The sequence below is a fragment of the Nocardia pseudovaccinii NBRC 100343 genome, assembly GCF_001613225.1.
Lineage (GTDB): Bacteria > Actinomycetota > Actinomycetes > Mycobacteriales > Mycobacteriaceae > Nocardia > Nocardia pseudovaccinii.
The window spans coordinates 1-14,598 of the sequence record NZ_BDBY01000096.1 but is presented as its reverse complement, the minus strand read 5'-3'; the positions used below and the strand labels follow the sequence as shown (position 1 = coordinate 14,598).

The following is a 14,598-nucleotide window of genomic DNA, read 5'->3' as shown; positions in this document are numbered from 1 at the left end:
TAAGCAGGAACCGGAAGGATGCGCGATGGCCGAGCCAGCCCTTATGGACTCGCTATCGGATTCGCCGACGGACTGGGGCAAGTGTGGTTCTGCTGACGAAGCGGGGATGCCGAACTATCCGACGGCCGAGGAGGTCCTGCGCGCGGCTCGGGAGATGACCGCGGGCAAGGTGTTCACCTGGCAGCAGCTGACCAGGGATCCGAAGGGTGATCCGGTGTGGCTGGACCGCTCGCCCGCCATGCGGGCCCAAGCCGCCGCGCAATCTATTTCCGCCGTGTCTCCTGATGCGTACGACTGGCGATCCGATCCTCTGCGAACAGGACTGTCGCGACGAGACCTTCGCTACCATTCGCCGGTTCGCGCACCCCCGGACGCTGAACGGCGAACGCGTCGATCCAGTCCTCTGGCTTGCGCAACTGGACCGCGGGTTGCTGGCGTAGCTCCTAGCAGATAGGTAAATGCGATCCGTATGTTGCTGTCTCTTGCTATTGCTGCCATCGCCGGAGGTGTCTCACCCTAATTCAAACCAAGGATTGATCATGAATTCTCACGACATAGATATCGACAGAGCCGGGTTTCATGCGGCTATGGAAGCACTGATGATGGACGATCCCCACCCAAGTGATTGCTTTAGTGATTACTTTCAAGATTGTCCCTCACGATGGCTGCAGAGAGCGCTCTACGCATATGAATGGGCGAAGCGAACATACCTTGTTCAGAATGTTGGTTCCACGCTCTACCAGGAGATTCCGCAGCCAGGCGAAGCTCGTGAAGCTGTCCTCCTTCATGAGTCCAGAGTGCAAGAAGCGCCGACACGGCGATGACTGTGTGGAGTTGCTCAGTGTGTAACATCCATGTCTCATGCCGCTGACTGCTGTCGTAGGGATTCGCCTCCAGGTGAGAGTGCGCAACACTACTCATCGTCCCGACGACGGCGTCCGGGTGATTCACAAAGGTGTGGACTGGAGAGTTTTGAGGTGCAGATCGGAAGCGCCGATCAACTCAGTGCGGCGACCGTCGAATTGGCACGCGGCTTTCGCGAGCTGAACCCCGCCCGATCTGTCTCGGCACGCGTGGCCGCCACACCACTGAGCAAAGACCGGTGCGAGCCGCGCCGGTGGCTGGGAATCGTGTTGTGCGGGTCGACCGACGCTCCGCAGTTCCTCGCCGTGCGCGGGTGCGCGTGGTGCTACACGGGGGGCAGGACTGCAGCCGCCGAGGAGCCGTCCCGGTCGGACGCGAGTGCCCCGGCCAGCGCCCAGGTGCGGTGCTGATCGTCCGGACCGGCCAGATCCGTGGTGGTCAGTACGACCTCGGTGGCGCCCGCGTCGTAGTAACGCTGGATTCCGTCGGCGACGGTCTGCTCGTCGCCGATGAGCGCCAGTTCCGCTGCCCGCGAGGCACCTTCGAGTTCGATGACCCGGCGATAGGACGGCACCTGCTCGTAGAACGCCAGCTGTCGCACCGCCGTCGCACGGGTGCCCTCGACGTCGGCGGTGACGACTGCCGGGACGAAGGCGACGATGCGTGGTGCGGTTTCCGAGGTTTGCGTGATCACCGGCACGATGTGGTTGCTCAAGGTCTTCGGGCCCGCCAGATACGGCAGGGTGCCGTCGGCGAGTTCCCCGGTGACGCGTAGTGCTTGCGGTCCCATCGCGGCCACCAATACCGGTACGCGTGGTTCTGCCCCAGGAACCGCGGTCGGCAGCGGTGGTGTGACCGTCAGCAATTCGCCGTGGAAGTCGGCGGTGCCCGTGTCGAGCAATTCCCTTAGCGCGGTGAGGAACTCACGCAAGCGGGTAATGGGCCGATCGAAGGCTGTGCCGAACGCACCGGCGGCCAGTGTCGAACCGACGGCCAAGCCCAGATGATAGCGCCCATGCGTCGCGGCTTGGGCGGTCTGCGCCTGAGAGGACACCAGTAGCGGATGGCGGCCGACCACGGGGATGGCCGAGGTGCCGACCTGTAGGCCCGGCACCTCCTTTCGGTGCGCCGCCGTGCTGGGCGGGTGCCCGGCCTCGGGGCTGACGAAATCAGCGTGCACGACCTGGTTATATAGCGTCCAATACTTGTATTCCATCGCCATCATTGATTCCATCAATGGGCATGGCGGCGGTGCTCCTCCGCGACATCGTGAACGATCGCCGTGAACGCGCGGGCGGCAGCCGAGTGGTACGCGGTGTTCCGTCGCAACAGCCCGACGGTGAGGGTGATACCGGGGTGTGCGGAACGGAACCGGTGCACGAGCGGTCCGATGAGATACGCGGTGAAGGTCGGGGTGATGGCCGCCCGCAGCTGTCCGCGAGTCAGGTCCTGCACATCGTGCACCGCGCGTTCAGCGGTGCCGAGATCCCGCAGGGCCAGCCGCGCGTGGTGCGCATACGCCTCGCCTACGTCGGTCAGCCGCACCGTGCGGCCGGATCGGTCCAAGAGCACCACGCCCAGCGCACGCTCGAGCTGTTTGATCTGCTGCGACAGCGTCGGCTGCGAGATGTGCAGCGATTGGGCCGCGCGGGTGAAGTTCCCGTGGTCGGCGACCGCGAGCAGGTACCTGATGTGGCGCACCTCCATCGCCCCACTATAGGCTCGATCAATTGTCGCGATGGAATCTATAACTCAGACACTATTGCCGCTGTTCGGCATCATGGATTCGAGCACACAGTCAGCGGAAACCGCCGACGATCTACACCGCGCGCCGCCGACTGCCTCGCGAAATCACCGGAATCGAGGGACACGATGACCAGTGCCGACAATGACCTTCTGCGGCAAGCGATCTCGCTCGCCGAGGAGGCGGGGCGGCGCGGCAACCGCCCGTTCGGTGCCGTCATCGCGACCGCCGACGGCACGGTCATCGCCGCGGGACGCAATCGGGTTGCCGAGTCCGGCATGGTCACCGCCCACGCCGAACTCACCGCCATCATGGGGGCGACCGAGACCGGACGCTCCGCCGACCTGGTCGGCGCCACGATCTACGCCAGTGGCGAGCCATGCCCCATGTGCAGCGCGGCGATTGTATGGACCGGCATCACGCGGGTCGTCTTCGCCGCCGCGGAACCCGATTTCACCGCAATTATCGGCGGACACCCGCGATTCGCCCTCCGGTGCGCCGACGTCATCGGCGCCAGCGACGCGGACGTCACCGTCTCGGGCCCTCACCTCGGCGACGAGGCCCTCGAGCCGTTTCGCCGCCATCGCGGAAACCTGTAGCCCGGCTGCACGATTCGCGCCGTCCGCGGCAAGGCCTGGCCAAGGCCGTCGATATCGCTTTGCTGCACGCATTCCGGTCCCTCGGTTCGGTGGCTCGCTGATACTGGTACTGGTGGCACCTGGATACCGCTAGTGAAGTGCGGGACGATCATTACATGACCGATGTTGTTGATGTGCAGGCGGTGCGCAAGGCTCGACGTTCCGAGCTGGGGGCATTCCTGAAGTCGCGTCGCGCCAGGATCTCACCGGAGGACGTGGGGCTTCCTCCGGGACCTCGTAGGCGAACGCCAGGTCTACGTCGCGAGGAGGTCGCGCAATTGGCGGGGATAGGCGTGACGTGGTACACGTGGCTCGAGCAGGGGCGCAGCATCAATGTCAGTGTGCAGGTGTTGAATTCGGTTGCGCGGACGTTGTCGTTGGATGCTGCGGAGAAGGCGCATCTGTATCGGTTGGCGGATGTACCCACAGTGCCGACCGCGCATGCGGGTACGGCGCTGCCAGAAGAGCTTCAGGTGATTCTGGATCATCTGGAACCTTTGCCGGGTGTGGTGCTCAGCCCGCGTTATGACGTGTTGGCGCACAATAAGTCGTATGAGGTGTTGTGTCCGGGTTTTGTGAAGGGGGAGCGGAATGTGGCTCGTCGGGTGTTCCTGACTCCGGAGTGCTGCAACACCTATCACCATAATTGGGATGACTTGCGGCGCATGGTCGGTTACTTGCGTGGTTCGTATGTGAAGAATCTCGGTGATCTGAGTTGGGAGGAGTTCATCTCCGAGTTGTGCGCGGAGAGTGAGACTTTCGCGTCTTTGTGGGCTCGTAATGACGTTGCTGTTCCGGCGAGTCGTACGAAGCAGATCCGGAATTTGGCGGTGGGGGAGTTGGAGATGTTCTTGACGAGTATGAGCTTGCCCGCGCTGCCGCATGCGTGGATGCAGATTTATACCCCGGTTGATGAGGTGGCGTGGGCGAAGTTGCGGGAGTTGCTGGCAATGAGTGATGAAGAGCGGCAACGTCCGTGGATCGAGCATCGCGACCAGTATCACGCTGCCGTGGGGTAGCGGGCGGTTCGTTGCGAGCTGTCGTGGACCGGATCGTATCCAGGTCATGATCTGTAAGGCGCGAAGGACCTCTTCATGGTGAGATGCCCGAATTCGGCAAGGTGATCTCTTAGTCTGCCGAGAGCCTCCGTGCTACCAGTGGCGCAGTATGGCGAGCTGTCGCTCCGAGAGCCGCCGTGTCAATGCATCGAATGCGTTGGCACGGCGGCGGCGTCACGGATTCATCTCGTAAACGTTCGCATGTTCGAGCACCTCGTCGTAGATTCGTGCCGCGAGTGGTTCGTCGACGACCGGTTTACGCAGGACGCTCAGTGCCCAATCCTGTTGCGGTTGTGTCGATGATGCTCGCGCCGCTGACCATCGAGGAAACCCGGATCCCACCAACAACATTCCATATCCGAACATCATGGAGTTCCGGGTCGGTACGCGAGAGGTGCGAGATCGCTTCACGCCACCGGACACGCTGGCTCGTACGTATCGCGTCCGCACCGACGACATTCCGCACCGCCGCCGACTGATCGTCATCGCACCCGGCAAAACCAAGGGCTGTGGCCGTCATCCGCAGCAATGAAAGATGCGCGATGCCGATGCCGCACAGTGGATTCGACATGCCGCTCGAACCTGAAGACCTGGGCATGATGCGCCCATTCCGGGTGATCCCAGCCATGGTCGGCCGTTTCGACCATGGTGCCGAGATGCGCACTCGCTGAGACCTATGATCCACGCGTAATGGAGAGAAAGCAGGGAGCGACAGTTGCCGCAGCGGGCGGACAACGGGGACAGCGGAGATTCCGGCGAATACCGCATCCCAAAAGTCTACCGCGACAACCATTTCCCGCAGCCATGCCTTGCGAAGTTCGACCAGCGAAGCTCGGGTAACGAAGAGTGGATCGTCCGGGTGGGCGGATCCCCTTTGGGGATCATTGCCTCCGACATTGCGTTACGGACAATATATCGACGGACTGCGTAACTATTTCGCCAGAAAGCAAGAACGCGAGCAACTTCTGGGTACTCCCGACACAAGCCGGGCTGGACCCGGAGGCACGATAAATTAAGAAGTACGACCATGCGTAGAGCAACGGCGCTCTTCGCCGCATTACTGTTGGCAATCATCCTTTCCTTCACAAACGAGATGGGGCCGAAGGCTCACGCCGACAACTGTATTGGCGACTGGGCCATCGGCATCGGCGGCCTCGGCGACAACACATCGTCGGTGTTCATCCCCTTTGTGGATCAACCTGTCGGCTACAATTCGCTCGACCCGATGTCGGGACTGAACGAACTCGACCGCTTGTTCTGGCTGCATCGCAGCGAATGTCCGTATGACCACATCAGGCTGATCGGGCACAGCGAGGGCGCGGGCATAGTCCACGCCTGGGTCACCGCCCACCAGGACGTCGGCAATGCCAACGCCATTCTCCTGTCGGATCCCAAGCGAGCCCCAGGGCCTGGTTGGGGTGGCCTGTCGTCGACTCCCGGGAGTGGGATCGTCGGTTATCCGCTGGCCGGTGTCGACGACTGGTTCGGCGACTTCCCGGTGCTGACGGTGTGCAACCACGATGACCAGATCTGCGACACCTCGGCAGGATGGTGGGGCTATCTGTTCGGGGGTGCGCATGGTCGCTACGATTTCAACGTGTGGGACTACGGTGATTGGGATTCCGGTGTCTGGTATCGGTAGCCGGTGATTCGTGGGGATCAGTAGCCTTGCGGCACTGGTCCCCATTGGCTGAACCCGTGCCCCATCGATGTGCATACCGCCGCACCTTGATAGGTGATTTGGCAATTCGCTCCGGCATATGTGATCGAATACTGTGGGTCGTGGTAATTCGCGGGTGTGATACGCGGCAGCGGCGGATTTCCGCCTGGCACAGTGTGACTGCCGTTGGAGTTCCACTGGGGATGTGCCGGCCACATGGTCGAGTCGATTATGACGGCTGGCACATTCGGCATCGGCACCTGCATTCCGGCATACAGCACATTCATGGACGGGGCCGGGGCGGCGAGGTCGCAGCCCACTGTGCCGTCCGCACCGATCGAGCAGTTCCAACTGCCCATAGCGAAATACGCTGTGTCGCCGACCAGTAACGGGCCGGGTTCATCATCGGCGTGCGCGGTGCTCATCCCGACCAGGCACGCGAGTGTACCGAGAATTCCCCCGCAAACCCTTGCAGCGGCGACGCTTCCGGCCATTGACACGATATCTCCCTCCATGCGTAGCGAGTATGAGATCTATCCGACGATACAGAAAAACTATCACCAAACAAAGCAATGGCACGATAGTCTGTCAAGGGGGCTTCCATCGTAATCGCCGCGCTGCTCACGCTCATCGGCATATGGCGGCTTGCGTTCTAGCCGGATGCCCCTGTCGGACAAGTGATCAGGAGCAGTCAGCCGACTCCGCGCCCGGTCGAATTGCGGGACGTTCCGAGGCTACCGGTAACGCCGGACCGCTTCACGATCGCTGAACACCGCTGACGGTCAATGGTTTTCGGTGGCGGGTCGGTGCGCTGTGCCGTGTCGGCGTCCTTGGCGGTGAGACGCTCGTCGTGGACGGCCCTGCGCAGGTCACCCCGGCTGGCGGTTTTGGTGCGCAAAATCGGCGTCCTGAACGTCGGCGCCGCGGCAGGCTCGGCTGCCGGTCTGCCCGGATGCGCCTCCGACACCGCCGTACCCGCGCCGACCGGTGGCAGCAAGACCGGGCTGATCGTTGCTGGCGTCATGCTGGTGGTGGTGCTTTGCATCGGCGTTCGCGGCGGGGTCGGTAGCACCGTGTCCGGAGGCGCCGCGGAGACGTCGGCGCAGGGCAACGCGGCGCCGACGATCTATGCGTGAGCACGATCACCAATGCGTGCGATCTCGTCGATCCCACGCTGTTGACCAAATGGTCGTCGACTCCCAAGGGCGTCCCCGAACATTCGGTGCGGGTCAAGGTCGACCTGAGCCGTGAGGATATGGGTGGGCCTGTGGCGAGCTGGGACTAAACTCGATTCGATCGCCCGACCGCAAGTCCGCACGGCGCTCAACCGGCGGAAAAAAAGTAGACGCTGCCCGGCGAGGGCGGATGCTGCAGTTGAGCATCCTTTCCAGGGATCAACCGCTGCGAATACGGACGCGCCTATGCTCACAGCATGACGCGTGACGCTCGGGATTCGGGTGTTTCGCTGGCCGCGCTGCTGGCCGCGTTCTCGTTTGCGATGGATCTCGGCCTTGGCCAGCCGATGGCGCATGTGCTGCGGTCGTGGCGGCTGGCTTCGCGGCTCGGCGAGCGAGTCGGGTTGAGCGCCGAGGAGCGGTCCGACCTGTACTACACCTCGGTTTTGGCGTGGACCGGTTGTGTGGCCGACGCACCCGAGGTGGCCGCGTGGTTCGGCGATGACATCGCTTTTCGCGCGGACAGCTACAACCTGGATTTGCGTGGGGCGAGCGGGGCGGTCTTCTTCCTGTCGCACGCGGGGTCCTCGGGACCGTTCGTGCAGCGGGTGCGCAAAACGGTGACGATCGCGGCGAAGGGCGGCCGCGATATCGAGCGGGGGTTGATGTCGCACTGCCTCACCACGTCGACGATGGCGGAACGGCTCGGGCTGGGCCCGGCTGTCGGAGACTCGCTGCGGCAGTTCTTTGCGAGATGGGACGGTAAGGGCGTGCCGGGTGGTGTCGCCGGGGAGCGAATCGGGCTCGGTATGCGGCTGTTCCATCTCGCCGACGTCGTCGAGGTGCTGCACCGTAGTGCTGGAATCGATGCCGCGATCGACGTCGCCCGCTCGCGGCGTGGGACGCAGTTCGATCCGGCCGTGGTGGACGCGTTCTGTGCCTCGGCCCGCGACCTGCTGGCGGATGCGGAAGTCGAGCCGGACTATGCGGAGCTCATTGCCGCAGATCCGGCGCTGCGGCGGAATCTCACCGGCGCAGAACTGGATTCGGCACTCGAGGTGATCGCCGACTTCACCGATCTGCGCTCGCCCTATCGGGCTGGGCATTCACGTGGTGTAGCCGATCTCGCCGGTCGGGCTGCGGCCGTCGCCGGGTTCCCCGAAGCCGATATCACCTTGGTGCGTCGCGCGGCGTTGCTGCACGACATCGGATTACACGGTGTTCCGGCCACCATTCTGGACAAGCCGGGAGCGCTGAGCGTGACCGAGCTCGAGCGGCTTCGGATGAACTCGTACTACACCGAGCGGGTGCTGGCCCGCCCGGCCGCGCTGTCTCGCATCGGGGCTATCGCGGCCCTGGCCTACGAGCGCCTCGACGGCTCCGGTGCCCATCGCGGGCTGACCGGACCGTCGATCCCGATGTCGGCCCGCCTGCTGGCGGCGGCCGATACGTATCGGGCCGTGACCGAGCCGCGTCCGTATCGAGATGCCTTGCCGCCCAAGCAGATTCTGACCGAACTGCGTGCCGAGGTGCGCCGCGGTCGACTCGACGCGGCGGCGGTCGACGCCGTCCTCGAGGCAGCGGGACAGCCGCGCCATCGCCGCCGCTGCGGCCCGGACGGTCTGACACCGCGCGAGCTCGAGGTCCTCGTGCTGATCGCGCGGGGCGCCTCGACCCGGCAGGTCGCACGCACTTTGGGCATCACCCCGAAAACGGCAGGCACCCACATCGAACGCATCTACATCAAGACCGGATCGTCGACACGAGCGACCGCCACCCTCTACGCGGTTGAACACGGCTTGCTGGACACGCTGGCGACCGATTCGTAGGGAGAACACCCGACGACATGCACAGCCGTCGCGCCTAGCGTTCGTTTCATGATCCGTTCTGTCGTCCGGCGGCAGTGCATGAAGTGAGGTTTCGCGATGTCGAAAGCCGTGATCAGTTCGACCACGGGCCTGGAGGGCCCGGAGAAGGGTCTGCGTCGTGTTCCTGGTGGCAGTCTGTGCCGCCGAGACCGGGCGCGAGACCCTGATGTTCCTGACGAAGGAAGCCCTCCGGCGCGCTCGAAGGCACCGCCCTCGGCGTCGCCTGCGACGGTTGGCCGCCGCTTACTGCGCTGTGCAAGCGCTACGAGGCTGCTGGTGGGCGCTACTTCGTCTGCCCGATCTGCTTTATCGCCGAGCGATGCGGGACTGCGGCGCGTCATCCCGACGCGGCCGTGGATCGGCGACGTCCCGGCCACCACATTCAGCTACTCAGGCGCGCGGCGCCGGAGGTGAGTACCATGTTAGATCTGGCATCCCAGTTGACCGACCTGCCGGAACACCGGGGCAACGCGCCCTGGCCCGGCTATGAATATGTCAAGGGCTGGGGCGTTTTCGGCCTTCCCTTCGACAGCGGCCACATCCTCGCCCTGCGCGTCTTCCCCGAAAACGACTTCGGCCCATACAAAACCGTCTGGCACCGCGACCCCGACGGCCGATGGTCGATCTTCGTCGACGGTGACCGGCTCGAGACCGCATGCCCCCGCTACTACGGTCCCGCGTGTGACTACACCGGTTTCGCCACGATTCGAGTGGCGTGGACCGGACCGGCATCGCTGCGAGTCACCGTCGACGAGCCCGCGCTGGACTGGACGCTGACCGCACACGAGACTGCGGCGCTGCATATGCTCAACGCCGTCGGAGGGCATCTGCCGCTTGCCACCTGGCGGTCGCGTTCGCTGGTGCGTGCCCGGGAAATGATCGCCTCCGCACTGGGTATGGGTCATGTGAGCATGGCGGGTGTCATGCCGAGCGGCCACGTCGGAATCCTCATGCCCCAGCAGATGTACCTGATCGCGCAGTCGACGGCGGTGCTCGACGACCGCGACCTCGGGCATCCCGCACGCCTGGACACGAATCCGGTCATAGGCGACGTCGCCCTGCCTGCCCGCGGCGTGGTCGCTATCGGCCAGGCAATGTGGCAGGCAGCCTCGACCGAAAGTACTTCGGGCCCTGGCAATCTCACGTCCTATCCCCACTCACGATAGTCAGGCGCCTCCCATGAGCACGTCCATCCGGTAGCTCGATGTCGCGGGCCTGGCAAAAGGGTCGAGTCGATATGCGAGCACGAGATCCCTTCGCGCAGTTCCGCTTCGAGACCTGGCGAGGACTGGGGCAAAGCCACGGCCGCCATCACCTGTCACGGCAACGCCGCGCGTCGGCGAGGATGTTTCAGGGTAAGTTCCATACGGAATGCGCTGGGGGAGAAGCAGTTGCGACAGGGGGTGCGGATCAGCGGGCGGTGCTTATCGGTGGCTGGGCTGTGGCGCGAAACTCGGCTGCTGGGGCATTCTGCTAGCCCATCATGGTTGCCGCCTGGATTGATATGTACCCCGGCCGCTGTGGGCATCACCATGCAATCAGATCCGGCTGACCTGGATGAACACGAAACCTGCAGCCACACAAACGATTCCGATGCGACTAGGAAGAAGCTGCCATCTCGTCATGACCGAATCCGTCACCGCCGCTTTCGCCGCCCGCGGCGACCTGGTCGGGCAGCTGCGCGAGCGGGCTGTCGCTACCTTCTACGACCCGCTCGCCGGACGCTCTACGGCCGAGGCCACCGCGCTCGTGTGGAGCCTCGCCGGTAAGCTCACCGGCGCAGACACCCTCGCCCAGCGCCAGATCTACCGTGCCGCGCTGGTGTGGGGGATACGGCAGGTGCCTGCCGACATCGATGAGATTCTCTCCAGCGCGCCCGCCGCGCCGTTGTGTGACACGGTCGCCGCGCTCGTCACCGCCGAGGCTTGTGCCGTCACCGAACCGTCCGGCGCCGAGCAGTGGATCCTGGCGCGCGACCAGGCCGATATTCTCGCGGTGGACCCCGATGCCACGGCCGGATTCGCCGGTGCGGCGTTGTTGTTCGGCGCGCTGGCACGCGCGCGCCGACGCGTTCTGGTCGAGGGAGGCTTCCCGCGCCACTGCGCACTCGTGTTGTGGCTTGCCGCGGCGATCTACCGCAGTCGTGACGCGCGTTGGACGGCGACGGAGCTGGGGTCGGGCAACGGGTGGGTCCTGACCGACCATCACGACCGCGTCGAGGGCCCCGGCAGGCGCACCTATCACTTCGATCTGACCGGGGCGCAGGAATACGTGCTCACCGAGCGGCACGCCACCTGCAGGCGGGTGCTGGCGTCGCGGATCGCGGCGGGGCAGAACCTCGAGCCGGTCACCGGCTCGTACCTGCGGTATCTGATCGCGGTCGACACCGACACCCACACCGGGATCTTCTTCGTGCCAGGGGAATTCACCGAAGTCGAGTACAAGGCTTGCGCCTTCGAAGCCCTCGGGACCGATCTGGAGCCGACCCTGCATGTGCACTCCGACTGCCAGGTGTTCCACGCCGCGGACGTGGTGTGGCAGCAGCTGGCCGCGCAGGATTCGCACAAACCCGATGCCTAACCGGGAGCGGGAACTCAGTGAAACCACCGATACACCAGACGATTTCGGCTTCGGCGATGTGAAGATCACTCTGTCGCCGGTAGCGCGACACACAGCGCCGCCGACCACGGCGCCCGGCATCATCGGTGCCGAATGTCAGAGGAGCAGCGGCAGCGTTCCCGGGTGGAACATCGGGACGGTTTCACGCGGTAATGCGGGGCGCTCGCGTGGAAAGCCATCGGGTTCGGCCTGCCCTGTGGTTCGATCCTGACGCGTGTGGCTGATCTGGTCCCGCCCGCACCATTGGACGGGAGACCGCTCGAGCTCGTAGCGACCGCTCAGTTCGATTCGGCGCTCTGCCTCGAAGCTGACCGTATTTCAGACTTCACACACTTGTTCGCATTTCTTCGCACCAGTGGTCGTGCAGTGTTCGCCAGTCCTCGGCGGCGGTGCGGGTCCACTTCATTTCCAGCTCCGTCGCAGCCAAGGCGGGTTTCTCCCGGTCGACTTCGTTCTCCGCGTGTGCGGCGCGGTCCACCAGTTCGGTCCAGCGATCGAAATCCTGATGTAGTGCTTCTTCGACCTTGGTGTGCATGGCCAACTCCTTTGGTGACTATAGTGATCTTGTTTTCTGAATCTGCGCTTCTAAGTGCGCAAACGGCTATCGCGCCCGAGGCGAGGGTGACGGCAACTTTTTTTGATTTCAGCTTGGTCACAGTTTACGCACAGTCGGTTAACGATGCATAGGGCGAGAGTGGAAGATATTCCAGTAAATCGCTGGTACGCCACCCTTTCGTCGCACATGCGGGAATGTTGCTGAGGATCTCCGAGCCCAGCGGCCGAACCTGATCGGTTTACGAGGAGTCGCGAATTCGGATCTTGTGCAGGACAAGTGCGGCCGAACGGTGGGCGTGGTGTTGCTCGGAACGAACTCGCCCACCCGGTCTTCCTGGGACCGCGTCTTACCACCCGCTTTGCCCCTTGACTGGTGGTAGCTGGTGGATCTATGTCGAAAGGCCGAGACTGATTACTGTCTGCCTGCGTTATTACGGCACGCGACCGGCGGGGTGGGGCCCACGTCGGAACCGCCGGAGGGGGAGGTGCGCGGGTCTGCGCCTATCGACATGAAGGAGGCTGGAAATGAATCACTCGGACATGGACCCGACCTTCTATCGGAGTGCAGCGGAGGCGGCCGCCGCGGCACCGGAGCGGCTCGCATACGTCGTTGCGTTCGACCGGGCGGCACAGAAGCCGGATGCGCTGTCAGTAGTCGATGTGGATCCGGGCTCGGCCAGCTACGGCAGGGTGGTGGGCTGGACCGAGGTGCCCCACCTGGGCAACGAGCTGCATCATTTCGGCTGGAACGCCTGCAGCAGCGCGCTGAAGCACGAGGGCCATCGCATGGCGGGGCTGGCTCGGCGGTACCTGATCGTGCCGGGTCTGCGCTCGTCGCACCTGTACGTGTTCGACACCCAGCCCGACCCCGGCCGGCCCACCCTGTCCAAGATCGTGGACAGCTCCGAGCTCGCGGCCAAGGCCGGCTACTCCCGCCCGCACACGCTGCACTGCGGGCCGGACGGTGTGTTCATGACCTGCCTCGGCGGGGCGGACGGATCGGACGGGCCGGGCGGGATCGCGCTGCTCGACCACGACACGTTCGATGTGCTGCGGCAATGGGAGACCGACCGCGGGCCACAGCACCTCGCCTACGACGCCTGGTGGCATCTCAACCAGAACACGCTGATCAGCAGCGAGTGGGGCACCCCTGCCATGATCGAGGACGGGCTGCAGCCAGATCTGCTGCTGGCCAACGAGTACGGCCACGCGATCCACTTCTGGGACCTCACCGCCGGTCGGCATCAGCAGCGGGTCGATCTCGGGGAACACAACCAGATGCCACTCGAGCTGCGACCTTCGCACGATCCGGACGCCACCTGGGGTTTCGTCGGCGTGGTGATCTCGACCGAGGATTTGTCGGCCTCCGTGTGGCGTTGGCACCGCGACGGTGGAGTGTGGGCGGTCGACCAGGTGATCACCATCCCGGCCGAGCCGGCTGATCCCGACCTGCTGCCGCCGGCGCTGAAACCGTTCGGCGCGGTGCCGCCGCTGGTCAGCGACATCGACCTGTCGGTCGACGACGCATACCTCTACGTCTCGTGCTGGGGTACCGGGGAGCTCGAGCAGTTCGACGTGCGCGATCCGGCCAACCCGAGACAGACCGGTTCCGTGCGGCTCGGCGGGATCGTGGGCCGCACCGCCCACCCGGCCGCGCCGAACCAGCCGCTTGCGGGCGGTCCTCAGATGGTCGAGATCAGCCGTAACGGTCAGCGGGTCTACCTCACCAACTCGCTCTATGGTGCGTGGGACGACCAGTTCTACCCGGACGGGGTCGGCGCCTGGATGGCCGTGATACACACCGATCCCGACGGCGGAATGAGCATCGACGAGTCGTTCTTCCCGCACGACGAGGACTTTCGAGGTCTGCGGGTGCACCAGGTGCGCCTACAGGGCGGCGACGCCTCCTCCGACTCCTACTGCTACCGGTAGCCGGGTCGAGCCGGGACCACTTGATTTCGACCGCGTACGCCGGGCCGCCGTGCGCCTGGCACAGCCCATGGTTGTCAGCCGACACCGTGAATGTTTCACGGCAAGTTGATCACATCGGTGCGGGCAGTGAGCACGGCGCCGACGGATTTCCTGGTGGCCAGGTCCCATAGCCGCACGGTGCGGTCATCGCTGGCGGTGGCAAGTCGCGTGCCATCCGGGCTGAACGCCACCACGTTCACCGTGTCGGTGTAGCCGGTCAGTGGTTCGCCGACCGGTTTCCCGGTCGCCGGGTCCCATAGCCGCACGGTGCGGTCGTCGCTGGCGGTGGCAAGTCGCGAGCCGTCCGGGCTGAACGCCACCGCCTTTACCGCGCCGGTATGACCGCTGAGCGGGACACGCACCTGCTGGCCGATGCGGTGGCCGAATGCGATGCGGGCGTTGATGGTCTGGGTCGAATCGCCCGGTACGTCCGTCCCAGCTCAGAT

Annotated in this window: 13 protein-coding genes and 2 pseudogenes; 10 read left to right on the top strand and 5 right to left on the bottom strand. The window is 64.5% G+C overall.

The window, feature by feature from the left end; all coding sequences use genetic code 11:
* Positions 1 to 1,189 precede the first annotated feature (1,189 nt).
* Together NP3_RS10395 and NP3_RS10390 are read right to left on the bottom strand one after the other, a co-directional pair.
* Complete coding sequence (locus NP3_RS10395; RefSeq protein WP_245720880.1) at positions 1,190 to 2,086, bottom strand: TIGR03564 family F420-dependent LLM class oxidoreductase; 897 nt, start codon at positions 2,084 to 2,086, stop codon at positions 1,190 to 1,192.
* Between the two features lie 113 nt (positions 2,087 to 2,199).
* A pseudogene (locus tag NP3_RS10390) lies at positions 2,200 to 2,571 on the bottom strand (LysR family transcriptional regulator); the annotation flags it as partial.
* 165 nt (positions 2,572 to 2,736) lie between these two features.
* Between NP3_RS10390 and NP3_RS10385 the strand changes: the two are divergent.
* Complete coding sequence (locus NP3_RS10385; protein WP_063040116.1) at positions 2,737 to 3,207, top strand: nucleoside deaminase; 471 nt, start codon at positions 2,737 to 2,739, stop codon at positions 3,205 to 3,207.
* A gap of 155 nt (positions 3,208 to 3,362) precedes the next feature.
* Positions 3,363 to 4,265 carry a helix-turn-helix transcriptional regulator gene (locus NP3_RS10380; RefSeq protein ID WP_063040114.1) on the top strand — a complete coding sequence of 301 codons (903 nt, stop codon included), beginning with the start codon at positions 3,363 to 3,365 and terminating at the stop codon, positions 4,263 to 4,265.
* 295 nt (positions 4,266 to 4,560) lie between these two features.
* Here NP3_RS10380 and NP3_RS47810 read toward each other — a convergent pair whose 3' ends face one another.
* Positions 4,561 to 4,875 (bottom strand): hypothetical protein, encoded by a 315-nt coding sequence (locus NP3_RS47810; RefSeq protein ID WP_157124241.1) that lies wholly within the window; start codon positions 4,873 to 4,875, stop codon positions 4,561 to 4,563.
* A gap of 456 nt (positions 4,876 to 5,331) precedes the next feature.
* Between NP3_RS47810 and NP3_RS10370 the strand changes: the two genes are divergently transcribed.
* The 7 genes and pseudogenes from NP3_RS10370 (at position 5,332) to NP3_RS10345 (ending at position 11,587) form a co-directional block, all read left to right on the top strand.
* The gene (locus NP3_RS10370) at positions 5,332 to 5,946 is read left to right on the top strand and encodes a hypothetical protein (RefSeq protein ID WP_063824735.1); all 615 of its coding nucleotides are present in this window, start codon (positions 5,332 to 5,334) and stop codon (positions 5,944 to 5,946) included.
* Between the two features lie 854 nt (positions 5,947 to 6,800).
* Positions 6,801 to 7,100 carry a hypothetical protein gene (locus NP3_RS10360; protein ID WP_157124240.1) on the top strand — a complete coding sequence of 100 codons (300 nt, stop codon included), beginning with the start codon at positions 6,801 to 6,803 and terminating at the stop codon, positions 7,098 to 7,100.
* A complete protein-coding gene (locus tag NP3_RS47805) occupies positions 7,097 to 7,249 on the top strand; it encodes a hypothetical protein (protein WP_157124239.1) in 153 nt (50 codons plus the stop codon). The genes NP3_RS10360 and NP3_RS47805 overlap by 4 nt, the downstream gene beginning before the upstream one ends.
* Before the next feature lie 147 nt (positions 7,250 to 7,396).
* Positions 7,397 to 8,968 (top strand): HD domain-containing phosphohydrolase, encoded by a 1,572-nt coding sequence (locus tag NP3_RS10355; RefSeq protein WP_063040103.1) that lies wholly within the window; start codon positions 7,397 to 7,399, stop codon positions 8,966 to 8,968.
* A gap of 96 nt (positions 8,969 to 9,064) precedes the next feature.
* Positions 9,065 to 9,421 (top strand): annotated as a pseudogene (locus tag NP3_RS50350) (DsrE family protein).
* Between the two features lie 5 nt (positions 9,422 to 9,426).
* Complete coding sequence (locus NP3_RS10350; RefSeq protein ID WP_063824734.1) at positions 9,427 to 10,173, top strand: hypothetical protein; 747 nt, start codon at positions 9,427 to 9,429, stop codon at positions 10,171 to 10,173.
* A 457-nt stretch (positions 10,174 to 10,630) separates the two neighbouring features.
* Entirely contained in the window at positions 10,631 to 11,587 is a 957-nt protein-coding gene (locus NP3_RS10345; protein ID WP_063040101.1) for a hypothetical protein, read from the top strand.
* Between the two features lie 364 nt (positions 11,588 to 11,951).
* Here the strand turns inward: NP3_RS10345 and NP3_RS10340 are convergent, their stop codons facing one another.
* Positions 11,952 to 12,161 carry a hypothetical protein gene (locus NP3_RS10340; RefSeq protein WP_063040099.1) on the bottom strand — a complete coding sequence of 70 codons (210 nt, stop codon included), beginning with the start codon at positions 12,159 to 12,161 and terminating at the stop codon, positions 11,952 to 11,954.
* A 545-nt stretch (positions 12,162 to 12,706) separates the two neighbouring features.
* On the opposite strand from NP3_RS10340, the gene NP3_RS10335 reads away from it, so the two are divergent.
* Positions 12,707 to 14,113: a selenium-binding protein SBP56-related protein gene (locus NP3_RS10335; RefSeq protein WP_063040097.1), complete on the top strand. Its 1,407-nt coding sequence runs from the start codon at positions 12,707 to 12,709 to the stop codon at positions 14,111 to 14,113.
* Positions 14,114 to 14,208: 95 nt separating this feature from the next.
* On the opposite strand, the gene NP3_RS10330 is transcribed toward NP3_RS10335, so the two are convergent.
* A complete protein-coding gene (locus NP3_RS10330) occupies positions 14,209 to 14,514 on the bottom strand; it encodes a WD40 repeat domain-containing protein (RefSeq protein WP_063040095.1) in 306 nt (101 codons plus the stop codon).
* Positions 14,515 to 14,598: the final 84 nt, after the last annotated feature.

Bases quoted from the DNA above. Each gene is read 5' to 3' on its own strand.
- NP3_RS10350 (WP_063824734.1), top strand. From the start codon at position 9,427: ATGTTAGATCTGGCATCCCAGTTGACCGACCTGCCGGAACACCGGGGC.
- NP3_RS10345 (WP_063040101.1), top strand. From the start codon at position 10,631: ATGACCGAATCCGTCACCGCCGCTTTCGCCGCCCGCGGCGACCTGGTC.
- NP3_RS10335 (WP_063040097.1), top strand. From the start codon at position 12,707: ATGAATCACTCGGACATGGACCCGACCTTCTATCGGAGTGCAGCGGAG.
- NP3_RS10340 (WP_063040099.1), bottom strand. From the start codon at position 12,161: ATGCACACCAAGGTCGAAGAAGCACTACATCAGGATTTCGATCGCTGG.
- NP3_RS10395 (WP_245720880.1), bottom strand. From the start codon at position 2,086: ATGGCGATGGAATACAAGTATTGGACGCTATATAACCAGGTCGTGCAC.
- NP3_RS10355 (WP_063040103.1), top strand. From the start codon at position 7,397: ATGACGCGTGACGCTCGGGATTCGGGTGTTTCGCTGGCCGCGCTGCTG.
- NP3_RS10370 (WP_063824735.1), top strand. From the start codon at position 5,332: ATGCGTAGAGCAACGGCGCTCTTCGCCGCATTACTGTTGGCAATCATC.
- NP3_RS47810 (WP_157124241.1), bottom strand. From the start codon at position 4,875: ATGTCGAATCCACTGTGCGGCATCGGCATCGCGCATCTTTCATTGCTG.
- NP3_RS10380 (WP_063040114.1), top strand. From the start codon at position 3,363: ATGACCGATGTTGTTGATGTGCAGGCGGTGCGCAAGGCTCGACGTTCC.
- NP3_RS10385 (WP_063040116.1), top strand. From the start codon at position 2,737: ATGACCAGTGCCGACAATGACCTTCTGCGGCAAGCGATCTCGCTCGCC.